Here is a 16,087-nt window from a genome sequence, read left to right as displayed (position 1 = left end):
GTTCGGGTGAACAGGGCATGTCTGTGCATTGGCTTGGGCAGCCCTCGGAAGACTCGAACCAGCCGCCGAGTCACCACCAATTTGCTTGCTACGAAGGGAATTCCATGCGCCGCATCGCTGCTGTCGCCCTCGGAACCGCCGCTTTTCTTGGAGTCCTGGCCGCGCCTGCTATTGCCGACGCCGGGTCCGGTGGTGCCGCTCAGAACTCACCGGGCGTCATCGCGGGCAAGACCATCCAGATTCCGACCCATCTTCCTGTCAACGTCTGCGGTAACAGCATCGACATCATCGGGCTGCTGAACCCGGCATTCGGCAACACCTGCGTCAACGACTGAGCCTGACCCGGCTGCCGTTCCGTTGACTCCCGTTTGTCGGCGGCAATGGGAGAGCAAGCCCCGCGCACATACGAGCTACGCGGCCGATCGTGGGTCCGGCGGGATTACCGGAGGATCAAACGCCGGGATCTCCGGCGGCCAGCCCGCCGAGGTCTTCACCCAGGCACTGGAGCAGGCCTGGCAGAGCCGCACGGCCGAGCCGCTCGCCACGATCGGGGGCGCGGGTGCGGGTGTGGGCGCGGGTGTGGGATGTGACGCCGACGGGGTGTGCGACGTATAAGCGTTGCTTGGAGAGGGTCGGCAAAAATGCGCAATGGACGGGGAGTTGGGGACGTAGCAGAGTGGGGGCATGAAGCCTCTTACTCTCACTGACGTGGTGGCGGCGGAGTTCGCGCCGGAGACGACGTACCTCAACACCTCCTCCATCGGGCTGCTGCCCCGACGCACCGTCGAGACCGTCAAGGCCACGGCGGAGCAGAGCGCCACGGGCCAGGGCGGCGCGGACGCCTTCGACTGCGTCTTCGCCGCCCGTTCCTCCTTCGCCCGGATCGTCGGCGTCGCCGAGGAGCGGGTTGCCGTCGGCACCGCCGTGTCCGTGCATGTCGGGCTGATCGCGGCCTCACTGCCCGCCGGAGCCGAAGTCCTGTGTCCCGAGGGCGACTTCGCCTCGGTGGTCAACCCGTTCGCAGTGCGCGGCGACCTCAAGATGCGGTACGTGCCGCTGGAGTCTCTGGCCGAGTCCGTGCGTCCCGGGACTGCCCTGGTGGCGTGCTCGGCGGTGCAGTCCGCCGACGGGCGTACGGCCGACCTGGCCGCCGTACGAGCCGCTGCCGCCGCCCACGGTGCCCGTACGCTCGTCGACGCCACCCAGGCGGCCGGCTGGTTGCCGTTCGACGCCGGGCTCTTCGACTACACCGTCACCGGCGGCTACAAGTACCTGATGGCGCCGCGCGGCACGTCCTTCCTCACCGTCACGGAAGAGGCGCAGGAGTCCCTCACGCCGATTCACGCGGGGTGGCTCTCCGGCGAGGACATCTGGAACAGCACCTACGGTCCGGTGCAGCAACTCGCGCGCAGCGCCCGCCGGTTCGACGAGCCGCCGCCCTTCCTGTCGTACGCCGGCGCCGAGCACTCCCTCGCACTCCTGGAGGAGGTCGGCATCGAGAACGTGCGCGCCCACAACACCGCGCTCGCCGCCCGCTTCCGTGAAGGGCTCGTGCGCCTCGGCCACAGCCCGGTGCCCGGCGAGTCCCCGATCGTCAGCACCGCGGGACTCACCGACAAGCTCGACGCGCTGACGGCGGAGGACATCGTCGTCTCCGTCCGCGCGGGCAACCTGCGAGCGTCGTTCCACCTCTACAACTCGACCGCCGACGTGGACCGGGTGCTGGACGTGCTCGCCGGCTGAGGTCCGTCAGTAGGGGGAGGGGTGGGTCGGGAACAGCACCGCCTACCCCTCGCACGCCCCTTCCTCCTGACACAACTGCTCCACCGCCTCCCTCGCCTGCGGGCACAGGTTCGCCTCGACCAGGCCGAGCAGGCGGTGGAGTTCTTCCCGCTCCGGCTCGTCGAGCCCGGCCAGCGTCGCCTCCTCCAGCCGCTCCCACGCCTGCTCCACCTGCGTCTTCAGCGCGCAGCTCGCATCGGTCGCCTCGACCAGTGAGGCGCGGCGGTCCGCGGGGTCGGGGGAGCGGCGTACATGGCCGGACTGCTCCAGGCGCTGGAGCATCTTCGTCACCGTCGACGGATCGAGGCCGACCGCCTTGATGAGCTCGGACTGCCGCACCGCACCCGCGTCCCAGAGGTGCATCATCACGAATTCCTGCCCCGGATAGAGGCCGAGGTCGCGCAGCAGCCTGCCCGCGGCGATGCGGTGGAGCCGTGCGGTCTGTGAGATCGCGAGGCTGACGGGGGCGCCGACCGCCGCGCTCGGCGGCTCGGGACAGGCGGGGGCAGCCGGGTCGGCCTTCATCGGAACTCCTTCTTCGACTCTCACAGTCTCATGGACAACTTTACCTTGGTCGGCCAAGTAATGCGTTACAGTGGCTCCCGTCGGATTACTTGGCCGACCACCTATCTCCTCGGGAGCTTTGCCATGACCACAGCGTTCGACCCCATCGACCTCTCAGGTACGCCGCTCGCCAACCGCATCGCGATGGCCCCGATGACCCGCAGCCGGGCCGCCGAGGGCGGCGTACCCACGGAACTCACCGTCGAGTACTACGCCCAGCGCGCCTCGGCGGGACTGATAGTCACCGAGGGCATCCAGCCTTCCGTCGTTGGCCAGGGCTATCCCTTCACCCCGGGCCTGCACAGCGAGGAGCAGACCGCCGGCTGGCGCAAGGTCACCGACGCCGTGCACGCCGCGGGCGGCCGGATCTATGCCCAGCTCATGCACGCCGGCCGCATCGGCCACCCGTCCCTGCTCCCCGACGGGCTGACCCCGGTCGCACCCTCCGCCGTCACCCCTGCCGGGCAGCTCTACACCGGCGACGGCATGAAGGACTTCGTTGCCCCGCGCGAGCTGACCGCCGCCGGGATACGGGAGACCGTCGCCGACTTCGCGTCCGCCGCCCGCAACGCCATCGACGCCGGCTTCGACGGCATCGAGCTGCACGGTGCCAACGGCTACCTGATCCACCAGTTCCTCTCCGCCAACACCAACCTGCGCACCGACGAGTGGGGCGGCTCCGTCGAGAACCGCATCCGCTTCGCCGTCGAGGTCACCCAGGCGGTCGCGGAGGCGATCGGCGCCGACAGGACCGGCCTGCGCATCTCGCCCGCCAACCCGTACAACGACATGGCCGAGACGGACACCGAGGCCGTGTACGCGGCGCTGGTCGAGGCCCTCGAACCGCTCGGCCTCGCGTACCTGCACGCCGTCGAGGTCTCCGCGGAGCAGCGGGAGCTGCTGCTGGCGCTGCGCGCGAAGTTCTCCGGCACCTTCATCCTCAACCCGGCGACCGAGGGCCCGACCGACCACGGCTCGCTCCCGCTGGTCGAGGAGGGCGTCGCCGACGTGATCGCGTACGGCGCCCTCTTCCTCGCCAACCCGGACCTGCCGGCCCGCCTGCGGACCGAAGGCCCGTACAACACCCCGGACCAGGCCTCCTTCTTCGGCGGCGACCACAAGGGCTACACCGACTACCCGGCGCTGGCCGTGAGCTGACGGCAGCAGCGGGCGGGGCCGGTTCGATACGAACCGGCCCCGCCCACGTGTCTCGTCCGCCTCACTTCACCGGCGTGAAGTCCCGCGCCCCGATGAACGAGGGCCTCGGCACCGGCGCCGCGAACGGGTCGACCGCCGCGTTCTCCACGCTGTTGAAGACGATGAAGACGTTGCTGCGCGCGTACGGCGTGATGTTGTCCCCCGAGCCGTGCATCGCATTGCAGTCGAACCAGGTCGCCGAACCGGCCTTGCCCGTGAACAGCCTGATCCCGTGCCGGTCCGCCATCCGCGTCAGGGCGGCGTCCGAGGGCGTGCCCGCGTCCTGCATCTGGAGGGACCGCTTGTAGTTGTCCTTGGGCGTCCTGCCCGCGCAGCCCAGGAACTCCTTGTGCGACCCCGGCATGATCATCAAGCCGCCGTTGGTGTCGAAGTTCTCGGTCAGCGCGATCGAGACGGACACCGTCCGCATGTTCGCCAGACCGTCCTCGGCGTGCCAGGTCTCGAAGTCCGAGTGCCAGTAGAAGCCCGAAGCCCCGAAGCCCGGCTTGACGTTGATCCGGGACTGGTGGACGTACACATCGGAACCGAGGATCTGCCGGGCCCGGTCCACCACCCGCGGGTCGCGCACCAGCTCGGCGAAGACCTCGCTGAGCCGGTGCACCTCGAAGACCGAGCGCACGTCCTGGGACTTCGGCTCGACGATCGAGCGCTCGTCCGCCCGCACGGCCGGGTCGGTGACCAGCCGGTCCAGCTCGGCCCGGTAGAGGGGCACTTCGTCCGGAGTGATCAGCTGGTCGACGGTGAGGAAACCGTCCCGCTCGAAGCCCTGGAGCGTGGCGGCGTCGATGGGGCCCTCCGCGCCGGGCGCGGACCAGACGACCGGGTCCTGGCGGGGAACGGTCACCTCGGCGGCGCCACGCGTGGGGTACAGGTCGGGGTGCAGACCCATGGTTCAGACCTCCTCGGTCAGCAGCGGGTAGACGCCGTTCTCGTCGTGGTCCTCCCGTCCGGTCACGGGAGGATTGAAGACACAGACACAGCGGAAATCGGTCTTGGGCCGCATGGTGTGCCGCTCGTGGCCGTCCAGGAGGTACATCGTGCCGGGCGAGATCCAGTGGGTCTCGCCGGTCTCGTCGTTGGTGAGCTCGGCCTCGCCCTCCGTGCACAGCACGGCCTCGATGTGGTTCGCGTACCACATCGACGTCTCCGTGCCCGCGTACAGCACGGTCTCGTGGAGCGAGAAGCCGACCTTCTCCTTGGCGAGCACGATGCGCTTGCTCTCCCAGGTGCCCGATGCGGCCTTCACATGGCGATCTGTGCCTTCAATGTCCTTGAACGATCGGACAATCACGGTGAGTTGAGCCCTTCTCTAATACGGTGGTCAGGCGGTCTCTCGTACGGACCGGGCCAGAATGCGCAGGCCCTCGTCCAGTTCCTCGGGGGAGATCGTCAGCGCGGGGAGCAGCTTCACGACCTCGCTCTCAGGACCCGAGGTCTCCAGCAGCATCCCGAGTTCGAAGGCGCGGCGGCAGACCGCCGTGGCGCGCGCCTTGTCGGTGAACTCCATGCCCCAGACCAGGCCGCGGCCCCGGAAGCTCACGCCGGCTTCGGAGTTCTCGTCGGCGATGGCCAGCAGCGCCCGCTCGACCTGCTCGCCGCGGGCCAGGGTCTGCTTCTCCATCTGGCCGTCGGCCCAGTAGGTGTTGAGCGCGGCGGTGGCGGTGACGAACGCCGGGTTGTTGCCGCGGAAGGTGCCGTTGTGCTCGCCCGGCTCCCAGATGTCCAGCTCCGCCTTGAACAGGCACAGCGACATGGGCATGCCGTAGCCGCTGATGGACTTCGACAGGGTGACGATGTCCGGCGTGATGCCGGCCTCCTCGAAGGAGAAGAAGCCGCCGGTGCGGCCGCAGCCCATCTGGATGTCGTCGACGATCAGCAGCATGTCCTGGCGGTGGCACAGCGCCTGGAGCGCGCGCAGCCACTCGGCGCGGGCCACATTGATGCCGCCCTCGCCCTGCACGGTCTCGACGATCACGGCGGCGGGCTTGTTGAGGCCCGAGCCCTGGTCCTGCAGCAGCCGCTCGAACCACAGGAAGTCCGGGACCTGGCCGTCGAAGTAGTTGTCGAACGGCATCGGCGTGCCGTGCACCAGCGGGATACCGGCGCCGGCCCGCTTGAAGGCGTTGCCGGTGACAGCGAGCGAGCCCAGCGACATGCCGTGGAAGGCGTTGGTGAAGGACACGACCGACTCGCGGCCCTTGACCTTGCGGGCCAGCTTGAGCGCGGACTCGACGGCGTTGGTGCCGGTCGGGCCCGGGAACATCACCTTGTACGGCAGGTCGCGCGGCCGCAGGACCACGTTCTCGAAGGCTTCGAGGAAGGCGCGCTTGGCGGTGGTCGCCATGTCGAGGCCGTGGGTGATGCCGTCGCGCTCGATGTAGTCGATCAGCGCGCGTTTCAGCACCGGGTTGTTGTGGCCGTAGTTGAGCGATCCGGCTCCGGCGAAGAAGTCCAGATAGGTGTGGCCGTCCTCGTCGTGGAGGTAGCTGCCCTGCGCGCGGTCGAACACGGCCGGCCAGCTGCGGCAGTAGCTGCGTACTTCCGATTCCAGGGTCTCGAAGACGCTCAGGGCGGGAGGAGTGATGGTCACAGCTGTCTCCTGGGGAGAGAGGGGGGTGGAAAGTCGAGGGGGGAGCCGGGGGGCTCGGGTCAGGACGCGATCGGGCCGATGCGGTACAGCACTTCCGGCAGGTGTGTTCCCTCGGGGAACAGCCCGCCGTCGAAGAGCACCTCGCGTTCCAGGGACGCCCCGCGGCGCTCGGCGTACGACGTGAAAAGCCGGTCGGAGGCGGTGTTGTCCGGGGTGATGGTCGTCTCGATCGATCTGACCCCCTGATGCGCGGCGACCTGTTCGGTCAGCGCGTCCAGGAGAGTGCCGGCCAGCCCGCGGCCGCGGTGGGCGTGGTCGACGGCCACCTGCCAGACGACCAGCGTCTCGGGGCGGTCGGGGCGTACGTAGCCCGTGATGAAGGCGATCGGTTCGCCTCCGGGGCTGTCCCGGGCCACGACGGAGGTCGCCGCGAAGTCGCGGCACCACAGCAGATAGCTGTACGAGGAGTTCAGGTCCAGGACCTTGGAGTCGCGGGCAATGCGCCAGATCGCGGCTCCGTCCTCCACTCGTGGCGCTTCGATCTGCAGGAATTCGCTTCGGGCACGTGCAAGGTCTGCTTGTGCGGCAGTCATGCAGAGGGAATTTACCGAGCAAATTCAAAAAGTGCATCGTCGGATGGGGTTGGGCGAGAGCCCTCTTTGTGTTATCGCGCGGGCGCGCACTTCGCGCGAGCAGACTGCAAATCCGGGTGATTTGCCCGGAAATTACCGGGCAAATCGTCTTGCGTGTGGGGTCGGTCACATGCCTGTAACTGCCTCGATCCCCTGCCGAAATCTTAGCGTTTAGGGTCGGAGAAAGCGGGCAGAAGAAAACGGGAAGCTGCTCCGAATAAAGCAGCTTCCCGTCATCATAAATTCATTGAATTAAAAGAATCTATTCGCTGGGCCAGGTTTCCGAAACTGCAGTCCGGGCAGCTTCGAGGTCGACGTGGCAGCCGAACTCGCTCAGTGCCGCACCCAGTGCGGCGAGTGACGAAAGGACCGCACCCCGCGTGGCATCGACCCCTCCCAGGCGCGCGCACTCACCGACACCGCCGACACGCCGGCCGGGCCGCCCATCGCCTTCTGCGTGCCGATCGCGCACAGGTCCACACCTGGGGGCACATCCCGTCCGCCCCCTCGTAGAGTGCTGTGCATGAGCGATCAGATGGTGCTGCGCGTGAGGGGACGGGTGCTCGCAGGACCCGACGACGTACGGGACGAGCTGTGGGCCGTCGGCGGGCGGATCACCTACGAACGGCCCGCCGGTGTACGGGACGCCGTACGGGACGTGCCGACCGTCGAAGGCTGGGTGCTGCCCGGGCTCGTCGACGCGCACTGCCATGTCGGACTCGACCGGCACGGCCCGGTCGACGAAACCACCAGTGAGAAGCAGGCCCTCACCGACCGGGAGGCGGGCACGCTGCTGATCCGCGACGCGGGATCGCCGTCCGACACCCGCTGGATCGACGACCGCGCCGACCTGCCGAAGATCATCAGGGCGGGCCGCCACATCGCCCGTACCCGCCGCTACATCCGCAATTACGCGCACGAGATCGAGCCCGGGGACCTGGTGGCCTACGTCGCGCGGGAGGCGCGGCGCGGCGACGGCTGGGTCAAGCTCGTCGGCGACTGGCTCGACCGCGAGACGGGCGACCTGGGCGCGTGCTGGCCGCGCGGCGAGGTCGAGGCGGCCATAGCCGAGGCGCACCGGCTGGGCGCCAGGGTCACCGCCCACTGCTTCGCCGAGGATTCCCTGCGCGACCTCGTCGAGGCCGGAATCGACTGCATCGAGCACGCCACCGGGCTCACCGAGGACACCATCCCGCTCTTCGCGGAGCGCGGCGTCGCGATTGTCCCGACGCTGGTCAACATCGCGACCTTCCCGCATCTCGCGGACGGCGGCGAGGCGAAGTTCCCGCGCTGGTCGGCCCATATGCGGGACCTCCACAAGCGCCGGTACGACACGGTGCGTTCGGCGTACGACGCGGGCATCCCTGTCTTCGTCGGCACCGACGCGGGCGGCTCACTGGCCCACGGCCTGGTGGCGGCCGAGGTCGCCGAACTGGTGAAGGCCGGCATCCCGGCCCTGGACGCGCTCTCGGCGACCGCGTGGGGCGCGCGGGAATGGCTCGGGCGGCCCGGGCTGGAGGAGGGCGCCCCCGCGGACTTTGTGGTGTACGACGAGGATCCGCGGGCGGACGTACGGGTGCTGGCGGCGCCGCGCGTGATCGTGCTCGACGGGCGGGTCGTCGGCTAGGAGTGCGGCCTTTCTGTTGCGGGAGGGGCGCACGGGAAGCCTGCGCCGCCAGATTCGAACGCGAGGGCGGAAACCCCACTTTGGGGTGAAGTCACGTCAGGTTGCTGACCGTTCACTCTCAGTGCGTAAAGATTCCGGTGTCCCAGTCGTCGGCGCCCATGATGTCCCCGTGGTGTGCGCCGGGCGACGCCAAGTCACTTGTGGGGGTTCCACCACCGTGAACAGCTCTCTCTTCAGCATGCCCGCACACCGTTCGGCGGCCGCCGCGGCGGCTCTGGCACTCGCCTTAGGTCCTGCTGCGGCTTCCGCGCACGCCACTGGTGGCGGCGGTGGCGGTGGCCGCGACGGAAAAGCCGGCGCCGTCGTGCTCCGTACCGGGCTCGACGTCTCGCTGCTCAACAAGACCGTCGACGTGCCGCTCACGACCACGCTCAACGAGGTCAAGGCCCCGGCCAGCGCCGAAAAGACCGCCCTGACGGTCCAGTTGGACGGCGTCGAACAGGGCAACCCGGTGAGCGTGCTGCGCGCGGACGTCGCCACGGCGAAGGCGACGGCCGACGCGCACAAGGCGGAGGGCTACACCAACCTCGCGCACGCGAAGGTGCATGTGCCGGGGCTGCCGCTGCTCTCGCTCATCGAGGTCGAGAAGGTCACCTCGAAGGCGCTCTGCGAGGCGGGCAAGCAGCCCGTCGCGGAGTCGAATGTGCTGGGTGCGGTGACGGTGCTCGGCAAGAAGGTCACGCTGTCGGCGAGCGGACCGACGCGGGTGGAGGTGCCGGCGGTTGGTGAAGTGACGCTCGACCTGTCGAAGACGCATACCACTTCGCGTACGGCGGCAGCGACGGCACTTGAGCTCAAGGTGTCCGTGAACCCGCTCAAGCTGAACGTCGCGGAGGTCGAGGGCACGGTCACGCTCGCGGCGGCGACGTGCGAGTCGCCGCGAGCGCGTGATGTGGAGGTGCAGACGGCGACTGAACCCCGGCAGCCCGGGGCGGACCTTGCGGAGACCGGGAGCAGTTCGACGACGCCGTACCTGGTGGGTGGTGCGGTTGCGCTGCTTGCTGTGGGGAGCGGGGCACTGGTGCTGGTGCGTACGCGGGCTCGTAGCCGGGCTTGAGGTGTAGAGGGGGTGAGCCAGGAGGTGCGGGTACGGGTGCCTGCGGCGCAGTTCCCCTCCCCGCCCCTGGGGCCCCGCCCCGGGAGCGGCGGGGAGGGGAACGACTAGTCGGCCACCAGCGTCAGCGACTGGTCCAGCGCCTGGAGGAAGCGGCCCGTCGTGGACCGGTCCCGTACGGCCAGGCGCAGCCACTCCGTGCCGAGCCCCGGGAACGTGTCCCCCCGCCGCACCGCGAAGCCGAGGCCGCGCAGGCGTTCCCGTACCTGCTCCGCGCGCTTCATCCGTACCAGTACGAACGGACCCTCCGCCGCCTCCACCACCCGTACCTCGTCGAACTCCGCCAGCCCGGCCAGCAGATGCGCCCGGTCGGCGGCCACCTTGTGCGCGGCGCGGGTGGCCTCCGCGAGTGCCGCGGGCTCCACGCACGCCTCCGCGGCCGTCAGCGCGAGCGTGGACACCGGCCACAGCGGCTGCGCCCGCTCCAGCGCCGCGATCGTCTCCGGCTCCGCCAGGACGTATCCGATGCGCAGCCCGGCCAGACCCCATGTCTTGGTCAGGCTGCGCAGCACGACCAGGCCGGGTACGTCCGTACGCCCCGCCAGGGCCTCCGGCTCGTCCGGCACCGCGTCCATGAACGCCTCGTCGACCACCAGCGTCCGCCCCGGGCGGGCCAGCCCGGCGATGGCGGAGGCGGGGTGGAGGACGGACGTGGGGTTCGTCGGGTTGCCGATCACGACCAGGTCGGCGTCCTCGGGGACAGCCGCCGGAGCGAGCCGGAAGCCGTCCTCCTCGCGCAGCAGGACACGGCCGACCTCGTGGCCCGCGTCCCGCAACGCCGCCTCCGGCTCCGTGAACTGAGGGTGTACAACGACGGGGCGGCGTACCGCGAGAGCGCGGGCCAGCAGTACGAACGCCTCCGCCGCACCCGCCGTCAGCAGCACCCGCTCGACAGGCAGCCCGTGCCGCGCCGCGACCGCCGCGCGCGCGGCCCGCCCGTCAGGGTAGGCCGCGAGCGTGTCGAGGGACGCGGCTATGCGGGCCTTGAGCCAGGCCGGGGGAGTGTCGGCCCGTACGTTCACCGCCAGATCGGTGAGATCACCCTCCCGCACCTCTGCGTCCCCGTGGTGACGCAGATCGTGCGTGGTGTCAGTGCGCGTGCGCATGGTGGTGGTGTCCGTGCCCGTGGCTGTGCCCGTCGTCGTCGGGGTGGAAGTGCGGCTGCTGCGGCGCCCCCACCTTGTCCTCGAAGCCGGGCAGCGCGATCCGGTAGACGCACGAGTCGCAGTTCATGCGCAGGTCGCCCTTGACGGCCTCCCGGTAGCGCTCCATCACGAGGTCCATCAACTCCTCGGCGGGGCCGATGACATCGGCCGAACGCACCCCGGTCTCCGGGTGCGCCTCGGCCCAGTCCTGAGTCTGCTGCCGCACCCGGTCCGGCAGGATCCCGGTGAAGAGGAAGTACGGCAGGACCACTATGTGCTTGGCCCCGAGCTTCGTGCAGCGGTCGAGTCCGCTCGGCACGTCGGGAGCGGCGAGCGAGACGAAGGCGGTTTCCACACCCGCGTACCCACGTCCCTCCCAGAACAGTCGTGCCGCCTTGTACACCTCGGCGTTGGCGTCCGGGTCGGTCGAGCCGCGGCCCACGAGCAGCACGGTCACCTCGGAGCGGTCCGTGTCGCCGAGGACCTCGTCGACCCGACGCTCCAGGACGGCCAGCAGACCCGGGTGCGGGCCCAGCGGACGGCCGTAGGTGTACGAGATGCCCGGGTGGCGCTCCTTCTCGCGGGTCAGCGCCGCCGGGATGTCACCCTTGGCGTGACCGGCCGAGACCAGCATCAGCGGGACGGCCGCGAAGCGTTTGACGCCGCGCTCCACGAGGTCGGTGACGGCGTCGCCGAGCGGCGGCGGGGACAGCTCGATGAAGCCGCCGGCGACGGGCAGTTCGGGGTGCCGCCTGCCCAGCTCCTCGACGAAGCTGCGGAAGGCTCCGGCACCCGCCTCGTCGCGGGTGCCGTGGCCGGCGATGAGCAGTGCGGGCGCGGTGGTCACGCGTTCTCCTTGGTGAGGGGGGTGAGGGGGGTGTAGAGCAGGGCGTTCAGTGCCGCCGCTGCGACCGCCGAACCGCCCTTCTCCGAAACATTGCTGACGGCGGGCAGCCCGCTCTCGCGCAGCGCCGCCTTGGACTCGGCGGCCCCGACGAAGCCGACGGGCAGGCCGATGACGAGCGCGGGCGCGGCGTCGAGGAGCAGCAGCTCCTCCAGGGCGGTCGGAGCGCAGCCGATCACCCACAGGGCGCCGGGCCCCACCTGCTCGTACGCCAGCCTGATCGCATGGGCGCTGCGGGTCAGGTCCGGCCCCGCCTTCGCGTCCTTCAGCCGGCATACGGTCTCGCGCCGCGTGATGCCCGCCGCGACCATCTCCACATCCACGACGACCGGCGCACCGGCGTGCAGGGCGGCGTGCGCGGCTTCGAGGGAGCGCTCGTCGCAGACCAGGTCGGTGGCGTACTCCAGATCGGCCGCGGAGTGGATGACGCGCTCGACGACGGCCCGCGTCAGCGGTGCGAAATGCGAGGTGTCGAGGCGGGAGCGCAGGCGCCGGAAGGACTCCTGCTCGATGGGATGCACAACCCTCTGCATTACGAACCCTCCGTCTGCCAGCGGTAGCCGCGCGGTGTCACCATGCGGCCGGCGATCTCGCGGGCGGCGGTGTTGCCGACGACCACGACGGTCATCATGTCGACGGTCGCCGGGTCGAGTGCGGCGATCGTGGTGAGGCGGCTTGTTCCGTCCGGTCGCGAGGCGTTCCGTACGACACCCACGGGCGTCGTGGGCTCGCGGTGTTCCGCGAGGATCGACAGCGCCTTGGGGAGCTGCCAGTCGCGGCCCCGGCTGCGCGGGTTGTAGAACGTGACGACGATGTCGGCCTCCGCCGCGGCCCGTACGCGCCGCTCGATGACCTCCCACGGCGTGTGCAGGTCGGACAGGCTGATCGAGACGTGGTCGTGGCCGAGCGGCGCCCCCAGGATCGCGGCGGCGGCGAGCGCCGCCGTCACGCCCGGTACGCCGACGACGTCGATGTCGTCGCTCGCCTCGGCCAGGGCGGGCGACGCCATGGCGTACACGCCCGCGTCACCGGACCCGATGAGCGCGACGGCATGTCCTGCGCGGGCCTCGGCGACAGCGGTACGGGCCCGCTCCTTCTCGGCGCCGAGCCCCGACTCCAGGACGCGCGTTCCCGGCCGCAGCAGGTCCCTGATCTGGTCGACGTACTGGTCGAGCCCGACGAGCACCGACGCCCGCCGGATCTCCTCCCGGGCGCGCGGCGTCAGCAGATCGCGTGCGCCGGGCCCGAGTCCGACGACCGCGAGCCGCCCGCGCGGCTCCTTGCGTACGACGGCACAGGTGGCCATCGCGGCACGCCCCTCGGGGGCCGATTTCCGCTTCGGCACGAGGAGTTCACCCCCGCCGACGAGCGCGGCGGCCTCCGCGACGGACGGCGTCCCGACAGCGGCGAGCGGAGCCCCCGAGGGATTCGGTACGTCGATACGGGCGAGCTCTTCGGCGGCGTATGTCGTCAGGGGCACCCCGAGCCGAGCGGCGGCCCCCACGATCCCGGCCTCGTCGGCCTTGGCGTCGACGGTGGCGAGCGCGGCGACGGAACGCGCCGAGAGTCCGGCGCCCGCCAGCGTCTCCTCGACGAGCCCGAACACCTCGTCGACGGAAGCCCCCTTGCTGGCCCCCACGCCGACGACCAGCGACGGCGGCCGCAGCACGACCTCCCGCTCGCCGATCTCGACCACGCGGTCGGTCACGCGCAGCACGGCGTCCGCCGCCGGTCCCGTACCCGCCCGCGTCACATTCCCCGGCAGCGGCGGCAGCGGCCACACCGCGTCCGCCTCCAGCGTCACCGGGGTGCCGTCCAGGATCGCGCGGGTCACCGTCGCTGTCGCGCCCTCGACGGGCCAGCCCAGCGTGTCCAGGCCCGGGACGTCCGTGGCGTCCGTCGCCGTCGTGACGACGGGGGCGCAGGCCAGCACCTCGGACACCGCGAGCGCCAGCTCGTTCGCGCCGCCGCCGTGGCCGCCGAGCAGGGACACCGCGTGGCGCTGCGCCTCGTCGACGCACACCACGCCCGGGTCCGACGCCTTGTCGGCGAGGAGCGGGGCGATCAGCCGTACGACCGCGCCCGTCGCGAGGAAGCACACCAACTGCTCGCACTCCGCGAAGGCACGCCCGACAGCCTCCCGTACCGGGCCCTCGTACACGCGGGTACGCCCGGGCCAGGCCGCGGCCAGCCGGTCGCGGGCCACGGCGCCTGCCGCCGTGGCTGAGATGAGGCCGATCACTGAACTGCTCCTTCAATTACGGGTTCTGCTACGGGTTCTGCGGGGCGATGACCCCACAGCAGGAAGACGGGGTTGGCCGCCGCGAGCCGGGTCACGTCCCCGGGCAGCGGCGCGAGGCGGGACGACTGCAGCAGTACGCCCTCGGGTTCGAAGCCGGCGGCCGACAGAGCGGCGCGTACCGCGGGCACCCTGTCGAGCGCCGCCAGGGCGACCACGACCGTGCGCCGTGCACGCCGGGCGCACGCCGCGACGATGGCGGGCAGTTCGCGCCCGCCGCCGCCGACGAACACCGCGTCGGGCTCGGGCAGCTGGGACAGCACCGTGGGCGCGGCGCCGTGCACCGTCTGTACGTCCACGCCGTGCGCGGCGGCGTTCGCCCGTACGCGCTCGACGCCGTCGTGGGTCTTCTCCACGGCGACCGCGGCCGCACCGAGCCGCGCGCACTCCACGGCAACGGATCCCGACCCGGCGCCGATGTCCCACACCAGGTCGCCGAGACGGGGGCCGAGCCTGGCCAGCGCCAGGGCCCGTACCTCGTACTTGGTGATCATCGAATCGCGGTGCTCGAACGCATCCTCGGGCAGGGCCCATCCGCCCGGCCCCGCACCGCGCCCGGCGACCGTCCGCTGCACCGGCGCCAGCGCCCGCGCCTCGTCCAGGCATACGACGACGCTGACCGCCCCCGGCCAGTCGCGCGCCGCGGCTTCGGCGGGGGAGAGGTGCTCGACGCTCTCGCCCGCCGGGTCGCCGAGGGCGGAAGCGACGACGAGGGTGCGCGGAATGCCGGTACGGGCGAGCGCGGCGCCCAGTTCGGCGGGCCCGGCGCCGGGGCCGGTCAGGACGGCCGTCTTCGGGTGCGCCCGGCACACGTTCACGGCGGTCCGCAGCGCCCGCCCGTGCGCACTGACGACGACCGCGTCGTCCCACGGCAGCCCGAGCCGTGCGAAGGCGACCGCGACGGAGGGTGCCCCGGGCCGTACATCCAGAGCGTCCGCGCCGAAGCGCTCGGCCAGCGCCCGTACGATCCCGAAGAACCCGGGATCGCCGGAGGCCAGCACCACAGCCCCGCTGCCAGCGCTGCCCGCGTGCTTGGCCAGATGCTCCGCGACCGCGTCCAGTGCGGGCGCGAGCGGCCCGAGCACCACCCGGGCCGTGCCGTCGGGCAGCCCGGCGGCGTCCAGGTGGCGCCGCCCGCCGACGACAAGACCGGCGGCGTCGAGCGCCGCACGGGCGTCGGGGGAGAGCGGGGCGCCCGTCCCCGTACCCACAACAGTGATCATGACCCGGACTTCTCCGTATTCACCTCTGCGGACTTCTGCGCCGCGCGCAGCGCGGCCCGCGCCGCCCGGTCGGCCCGCCGGAAGCCGTGGAAGTGCCCCGGGTGGTAGAGGTGCGAGCGCGTGCCGGACGCGGCCAGCGCGGGCCCCACCAGGAAGAGCGTGTGCTTCCAGAGCTTGTGCTCCTTCACCGTCTCCTCCAGCGTCGCGATGGTGCACCGCAGCACCAACTCCTCCGGCCAGGTGACCTGGTATGCGATGACGACCGGGGTGTCCGTCGGGTAGCCGCCCTCCAGCAGCTCCGCCGTCAGCTGCCCCGACCGGGCCGCCGACAGGAACACGGCCATCGTCGTGCCGTGCCGCGCGAACTCCCGCACCTCCTCACCGGGCGGCATCGGCGTCTTGCCGCCGCCGAGACGGGTCAGGATCACGGACTGCGCGACCTCGGGAATCGTCAGCTCGCGCTGCGCGATCGCGGCGACCGCCGAGAAGGACGAGACGCCCGGCACGATCTCGACGGCCAGACCGAGCTCGTCGCACCGGTCGACCTGCTCCTGCGTGCCGCCCCACAGGGCGGGGTCGCCGGAGTGCACACGGGCGACCTTCAGACCGTCCCGCAGAGCCCGCTCGTACACCGCGACCACGTCCTCCAGGGACATCGCCGCCGAGTCCAGGATTTCGGCGCCCTCGCGCGCGTGCTCCAGGATTTCGGCCTGCACCAGGCTGGCCGCCCAGATCACGACGTCGGCTTTGGCGATGGCTCGCGCGGCGCGGAAGGTCAGCAGGTCGGCGGCGCCAGGGCCGGCGCCGACGAAGGTCACCTTGCCGGTGGGGGCATCGGCCATGAGTGAGGTCCTCTCGAAACGGGGTGAATCAGGCGAATCGGATGTAACGGGGCGGAAGTTGGATGTGCGAAGCGGCGGGTCAATCGG

The 16,087-nt window shown here is 71.0% G+C and carries 16 protein-coding genes and 2 pseudogenes; 5 read left to right on the top strand and 13 right to left on the bottom strand.

Translation table 11 applies throughout. The features are described from left to right. The first annotated feature begins 104 nt into the window (after nucleotides 1–104). Together PXH83_RS04425 and PXH83_RS04420 are read left to right on the top strand one after the other, a co-directional pair. Nucleotides 105–335 (top strand): chaplin, encoded by a 231-nt coding sequence (locus PXH83_RS04425; RefSeq protein ID WP_274556878.1) that lies wholly within the window; start codon nucleotides 105–107, stop codon nucleotides 333–335. 349 nt (nucleotides 336–684) lie between these two features. Then, on the top strand, nucleotides 685–1,743 hold the full coding sequence (locus tag PXH83_RS04420; RefSeq protein WP_274556876.1) for an aminotransferase class V-fold PLP-dependent enzyme: 1,059 nt from the start codon (nucleotides 685–687) through the stop codon (nucleotides 1,741–1,743). A gap of 42 nt (nucleotides 1,744–1,785) precedes the next feature. On the opposite strand, the gene PXH83_RS04415 is transcribed toward PXH83_RS04420, so the two are convergent. Beyond that, entirely contained in the window at nucleotides 1,786–2,307 is a 522-nt protein-coding gene (locus PXH83_RS04415; protein ID WP_274556874.1) for a MarR family winged helix-turn-helix transcriptional regulator, read from the bottom strand. A 123-nt stretch (nucleotides 2,308–2,430) separates the two neighbouring features. Between PXH83_RS04415 and PXH83_RS04410 the strand changes: the two genes are divergently transcribed. Beyond that, nucleotides 2,431–3,504: an alkene reductase gene (locus PXH83_RS04410; protein WP_274556872.1), complete on the top strand. Its 1,074-nt coding sequence runs from the start codon at nucleotides 2,431–2,433 to the stop codon at nucleotides 3,502–3,504. Nucleotides 3,505–3,565: 61 nt separating this feature from the next. Here PXH83_RS04410 and thpD read toward each other — a convergent pair whose 3' ends face one another. The 6 genes and pseudogenes from thpD to PXH83_RS32320 form a co-directional block, all read right to left on the bottom strand. Further along, complete coding sequence (gene thpD / locus PXH83_RS04405) at nucleotides 3,566–4,453, bottom strand: ectoine hydroxylase (protein WP_274556870.1); 888 nt, start codon at nucleotides 4,451–4,453, stop codon at nucleotides 3,566–3,568. 3 nt (nucleotides 4,454–4,456) lie between these two features. Further along, the gene (locus PXH83_RS04400; protein ID WP_214899606.1) at nucleotides 4,457–4,855 is read right to left on the bottom strand and encodes an ectoine synthase; all 399 of its coding nucleotides are present in this window, start codon (nucleotides 4,853–4,855) and stop codon (nucleotides 4,457–4,459) included. 30 nt (nucleotides 4,856–4,885) lie between these two features. Beyond that, complete coding sequence (gene ectB / locus PXH83_RS04395; protein ID WP_274556864.1) at nucleotides 4,886–6,154, bottom strand: diaminobutyrate--2-oxoglutarate transaminase; 1,269 nt, start codon at nucleotides 6,152–6,154, stop codon at nucleotides 4,886–4,888. A gap of 59 nt (nucleotides 6,155–6,213) precedes the next feature. Further along, on the bottom strand, nucleotides 6,214–6,747 hold the full coding sequence (ectA, locus tag PXH83_RS04390) for a diaminobutyrate acetyltransferase (RefSeq protein WP_274556862.1): 534 nt from the start codon (nucleotides 6,745–6,747) through the stop codon (nucleotides 6,214–6,216). A gap of 301 nt (nucleotides 6,748–7,048) precedes the next feature. Next, nucleotides 7,049–7,180, bottom strand: a pseudogene (locus tag PXH83_RS04385) (alanine--glyoxylate aminotransferase family protein); the annotation flags it as partial. Next, a pseudogene (locus PXH83_RS32320) lies at nucleotides 7,180–7,269 on the bottom strand (pyridoxal-phosphate-dependent aminotransferase family protein); the annotation flags it as partial. The pseudogenes PXH83_RS32320 and PXH83_RS04385, both read right to left, overlap by 1 nt. A gap of 40 nt (nucleotides 7,270–7,309) precedes the next feature. On the opposite strand from PXH83_RS32320, the gene PXH83_RS04380 reads away from it, so the two are divergent. Continuing rightward, nucleotides 7,310–8,413, top strand: a complete 1,104-nt coding sequence (locus PXH83_RS04380) for an amidohydrolase family protein (protein ID WP_274556859.1) — start codon at nucleotides 7,310–7,312, stop codon at nucleotides 8,411–8,413. Between the two features lie 238 nt (nucleotides 8,414–8,651). Continuing rightward, nucleotides 8,652–9,530, top strand: coding sequence for an SCO1860 family LAETG-anchored protein (locus PXH83_RS04375; protein ID WP_274556857.1), 879 nt, complete (start codon nucleotides 8,652–8,654; stop codon nucleotides 9,528–9,530). Between the two features lie 104 nt (nucleotides 9,531–9,634). Here the strand turns inward: PXH83_RS04375 and cobC are convergent, their stop codons facing one another. From cobC to cobM, 6 genes are read right to left on the bottom strand one after another with little or no spacing between them, the layout of a single operon-like run. After that, nucleotides 9,635–10,693, bottom strand: a complete 1,059-nt coding sequence (gene cobC, locus PXH83_RS04370) for an Rv2231c family histidinol phosphate aminotransferase CobC (RefSeq protein WP_274556854.1) — start codon at nucleotides 10,691–10,693, stop codon at nucleotides 9,635–9,637. Further along, nucleotides 10,677–11,579 (bottom strand): sirohydrochlorin chelatase, encoded by a 903-nt coding sequence (locus tag PXH83_RS04365; protein WP_274556852.1) that lies wholly within the window; start codon nucleotides 11,577–11,579, stop codon nucleotides 10,677–10,679. The genes cobC and PXH83_RS04365 overlap by 17 nt, the downstream gene beginning before the upstream one ends. Beyond that, the gene (locus PXH83_RS04360) at nucleotides 11,576–12,169 is read right to left on the bottom strand and encodes a precorrin-8X methylmutase (RefSeq protein WP_274556850.1); all 594 of its coding nucleotides are present in this window, start codon (nucleotides 12,167–12,169) and stop codon (nucleotides 11,576–11,578) included. The genes PXH83_RS04365 and PXH83_RS04360 overlap by 4 nt, the downstream gene beginning before the upstream one ends. Next, on the bottom strand, nucleotides 12,169–13,878 hold the full coding sequence (cobJ, locus tag PXH83_RS04355) for a precorrin-3B C(17)-methyltransferase (RefSeq protein ID WP_274556847.1): 1,710 nt from the start codon (nucleotides 13,876–13,878) through the stop codon (nucleotides 12,169–12,171). The genes PXH83_RS04360 and cobJ overlap by 1 nt, the downstream gene beginning before the upstream one ends. Further along, on the bottom strand, nucleotides 13,875–15,158 hold the full coding sequence (cbiE, locus tag PXH83_RS04350; RefSeq protein WP_274556845.1) for a precorrin-6y C5,15-methyltransferase (decarboxylating) subunit CbiE: 1,284 nt from the start codon (nucleotides 15,156–15,158) through the stop codon (nucleotides 13,875–13,877). The genes cobJ and cbiE overlap by 4 nt, the downstream gene beginning before the upstream one ends. Continuing rightward, entirely contained in the window at nucleotides 15,155–16,000 is an 846-nt protein-coding gene (cobM, locus tag PXH83_RS04345) for a precorrin-4 C(11)-methyltransferase (RefSeq protein ID WP_274556842.1), read from the bottom strand. The genes cbiE and cobM overlap by 4 nt, the downstream gene beginning before the upstream one ends. Between the last annotated feature and the right edge of the window lie 87 nt (nucleotides 16,001–16,087).

Source organism: Streptomyces spiramyceticus (genome assembly GCF_028807635.1).
Classification (GTDB): Bacteria; Actinomycetota; Actinomycetes; order Streptomycetales; family Streptomycetaceae; genus Streptomyces; species Streptomyces spiramyceticus.
This window is presented reverse-complemented; position numbering and strand designations above follow the sequence as displayed.

Coding starts and splice junctions, on each gene's coding strand:
- PXH83_RS04425 (WP_274556878.1), top strand. CDS start 105: ATGCGCCGCATCGCTGCTGTCGCCCTCGGAACCGCCGCTTTTCTTGGA.
- PXH83_RS04420 (WP_274556876.1), top strand. CDS start 685: ATGAAGCCTCTTACTCTCACTGACGTGGTGGCGGCGGAGTTCGCGCCG.
- PXH83_RS04415 (WP_274556874.1), bottom strand. CDS start 2,307: ATGAAGGCCGACCCGGCTGCCCCCGCCTGTCCCGAGCCGCCGAGCGCG.
- PXH83_RS04410 (WP_274556872.1), top strand. CDS start 2,431: ATGACCACAGCGTTCGACCCCATCGACCTCTCAGGTACGCCGCTCGCC.
- thpD (WP_274556870.1), bottom strand. CDS start 4,453: ATGGGTCTGCACCCCGACCTGTACCCCACGCGTGGCGCCGCCGAGGTG.
- ectA (WP_274556862.1), bottom strand. CDS start 6,747: ATGACTGCCGCACAAGCAGACCTTGCACGTGCCCGAAGCGAATTCCTG.
- PXH83_RS04380 (WP_274556859.1), top strand. CDS start 7,310: ATGAGCGATCAGATGGTGCTGCGCGTGAGGGGACGGGTGCTCGCAGGA.
- PXH83_RS04375 (WP_274556857.1), top strand. CDS start 8,652: ATGCCCGCACACCGTTCGGCGGCCGCCGCGGCGGCTCTGGCACTCGCC.
- cobC (WP_274556854.1), bottom strand. CDS start 10,693: ATGCGCACGCGCACTGACACCACGCACGATCTGCGTCACCACGGGGAC.
- PXH83_RS04360 (WP_274556850.1), bottom strand. CDS start 12,169: ATGCAGAGGGTTGTGCATCCCATCGAGCAGGAGTCCTTCCGGCGCCTG.
- cbiE (WP_274556845.1), bottom strand. CDS start 15,158: ATGATCACTGTTGTGGGTACGGGGACGGGCGCCCCGCTCTCCCCCGAC.
- cobM (WP_274556842.1), bottom strand. CDS start 16,000: ATGGCCGATGCCCCCACCGGCAAGGTGACCTTCGTCGGCGCCGGCCCT.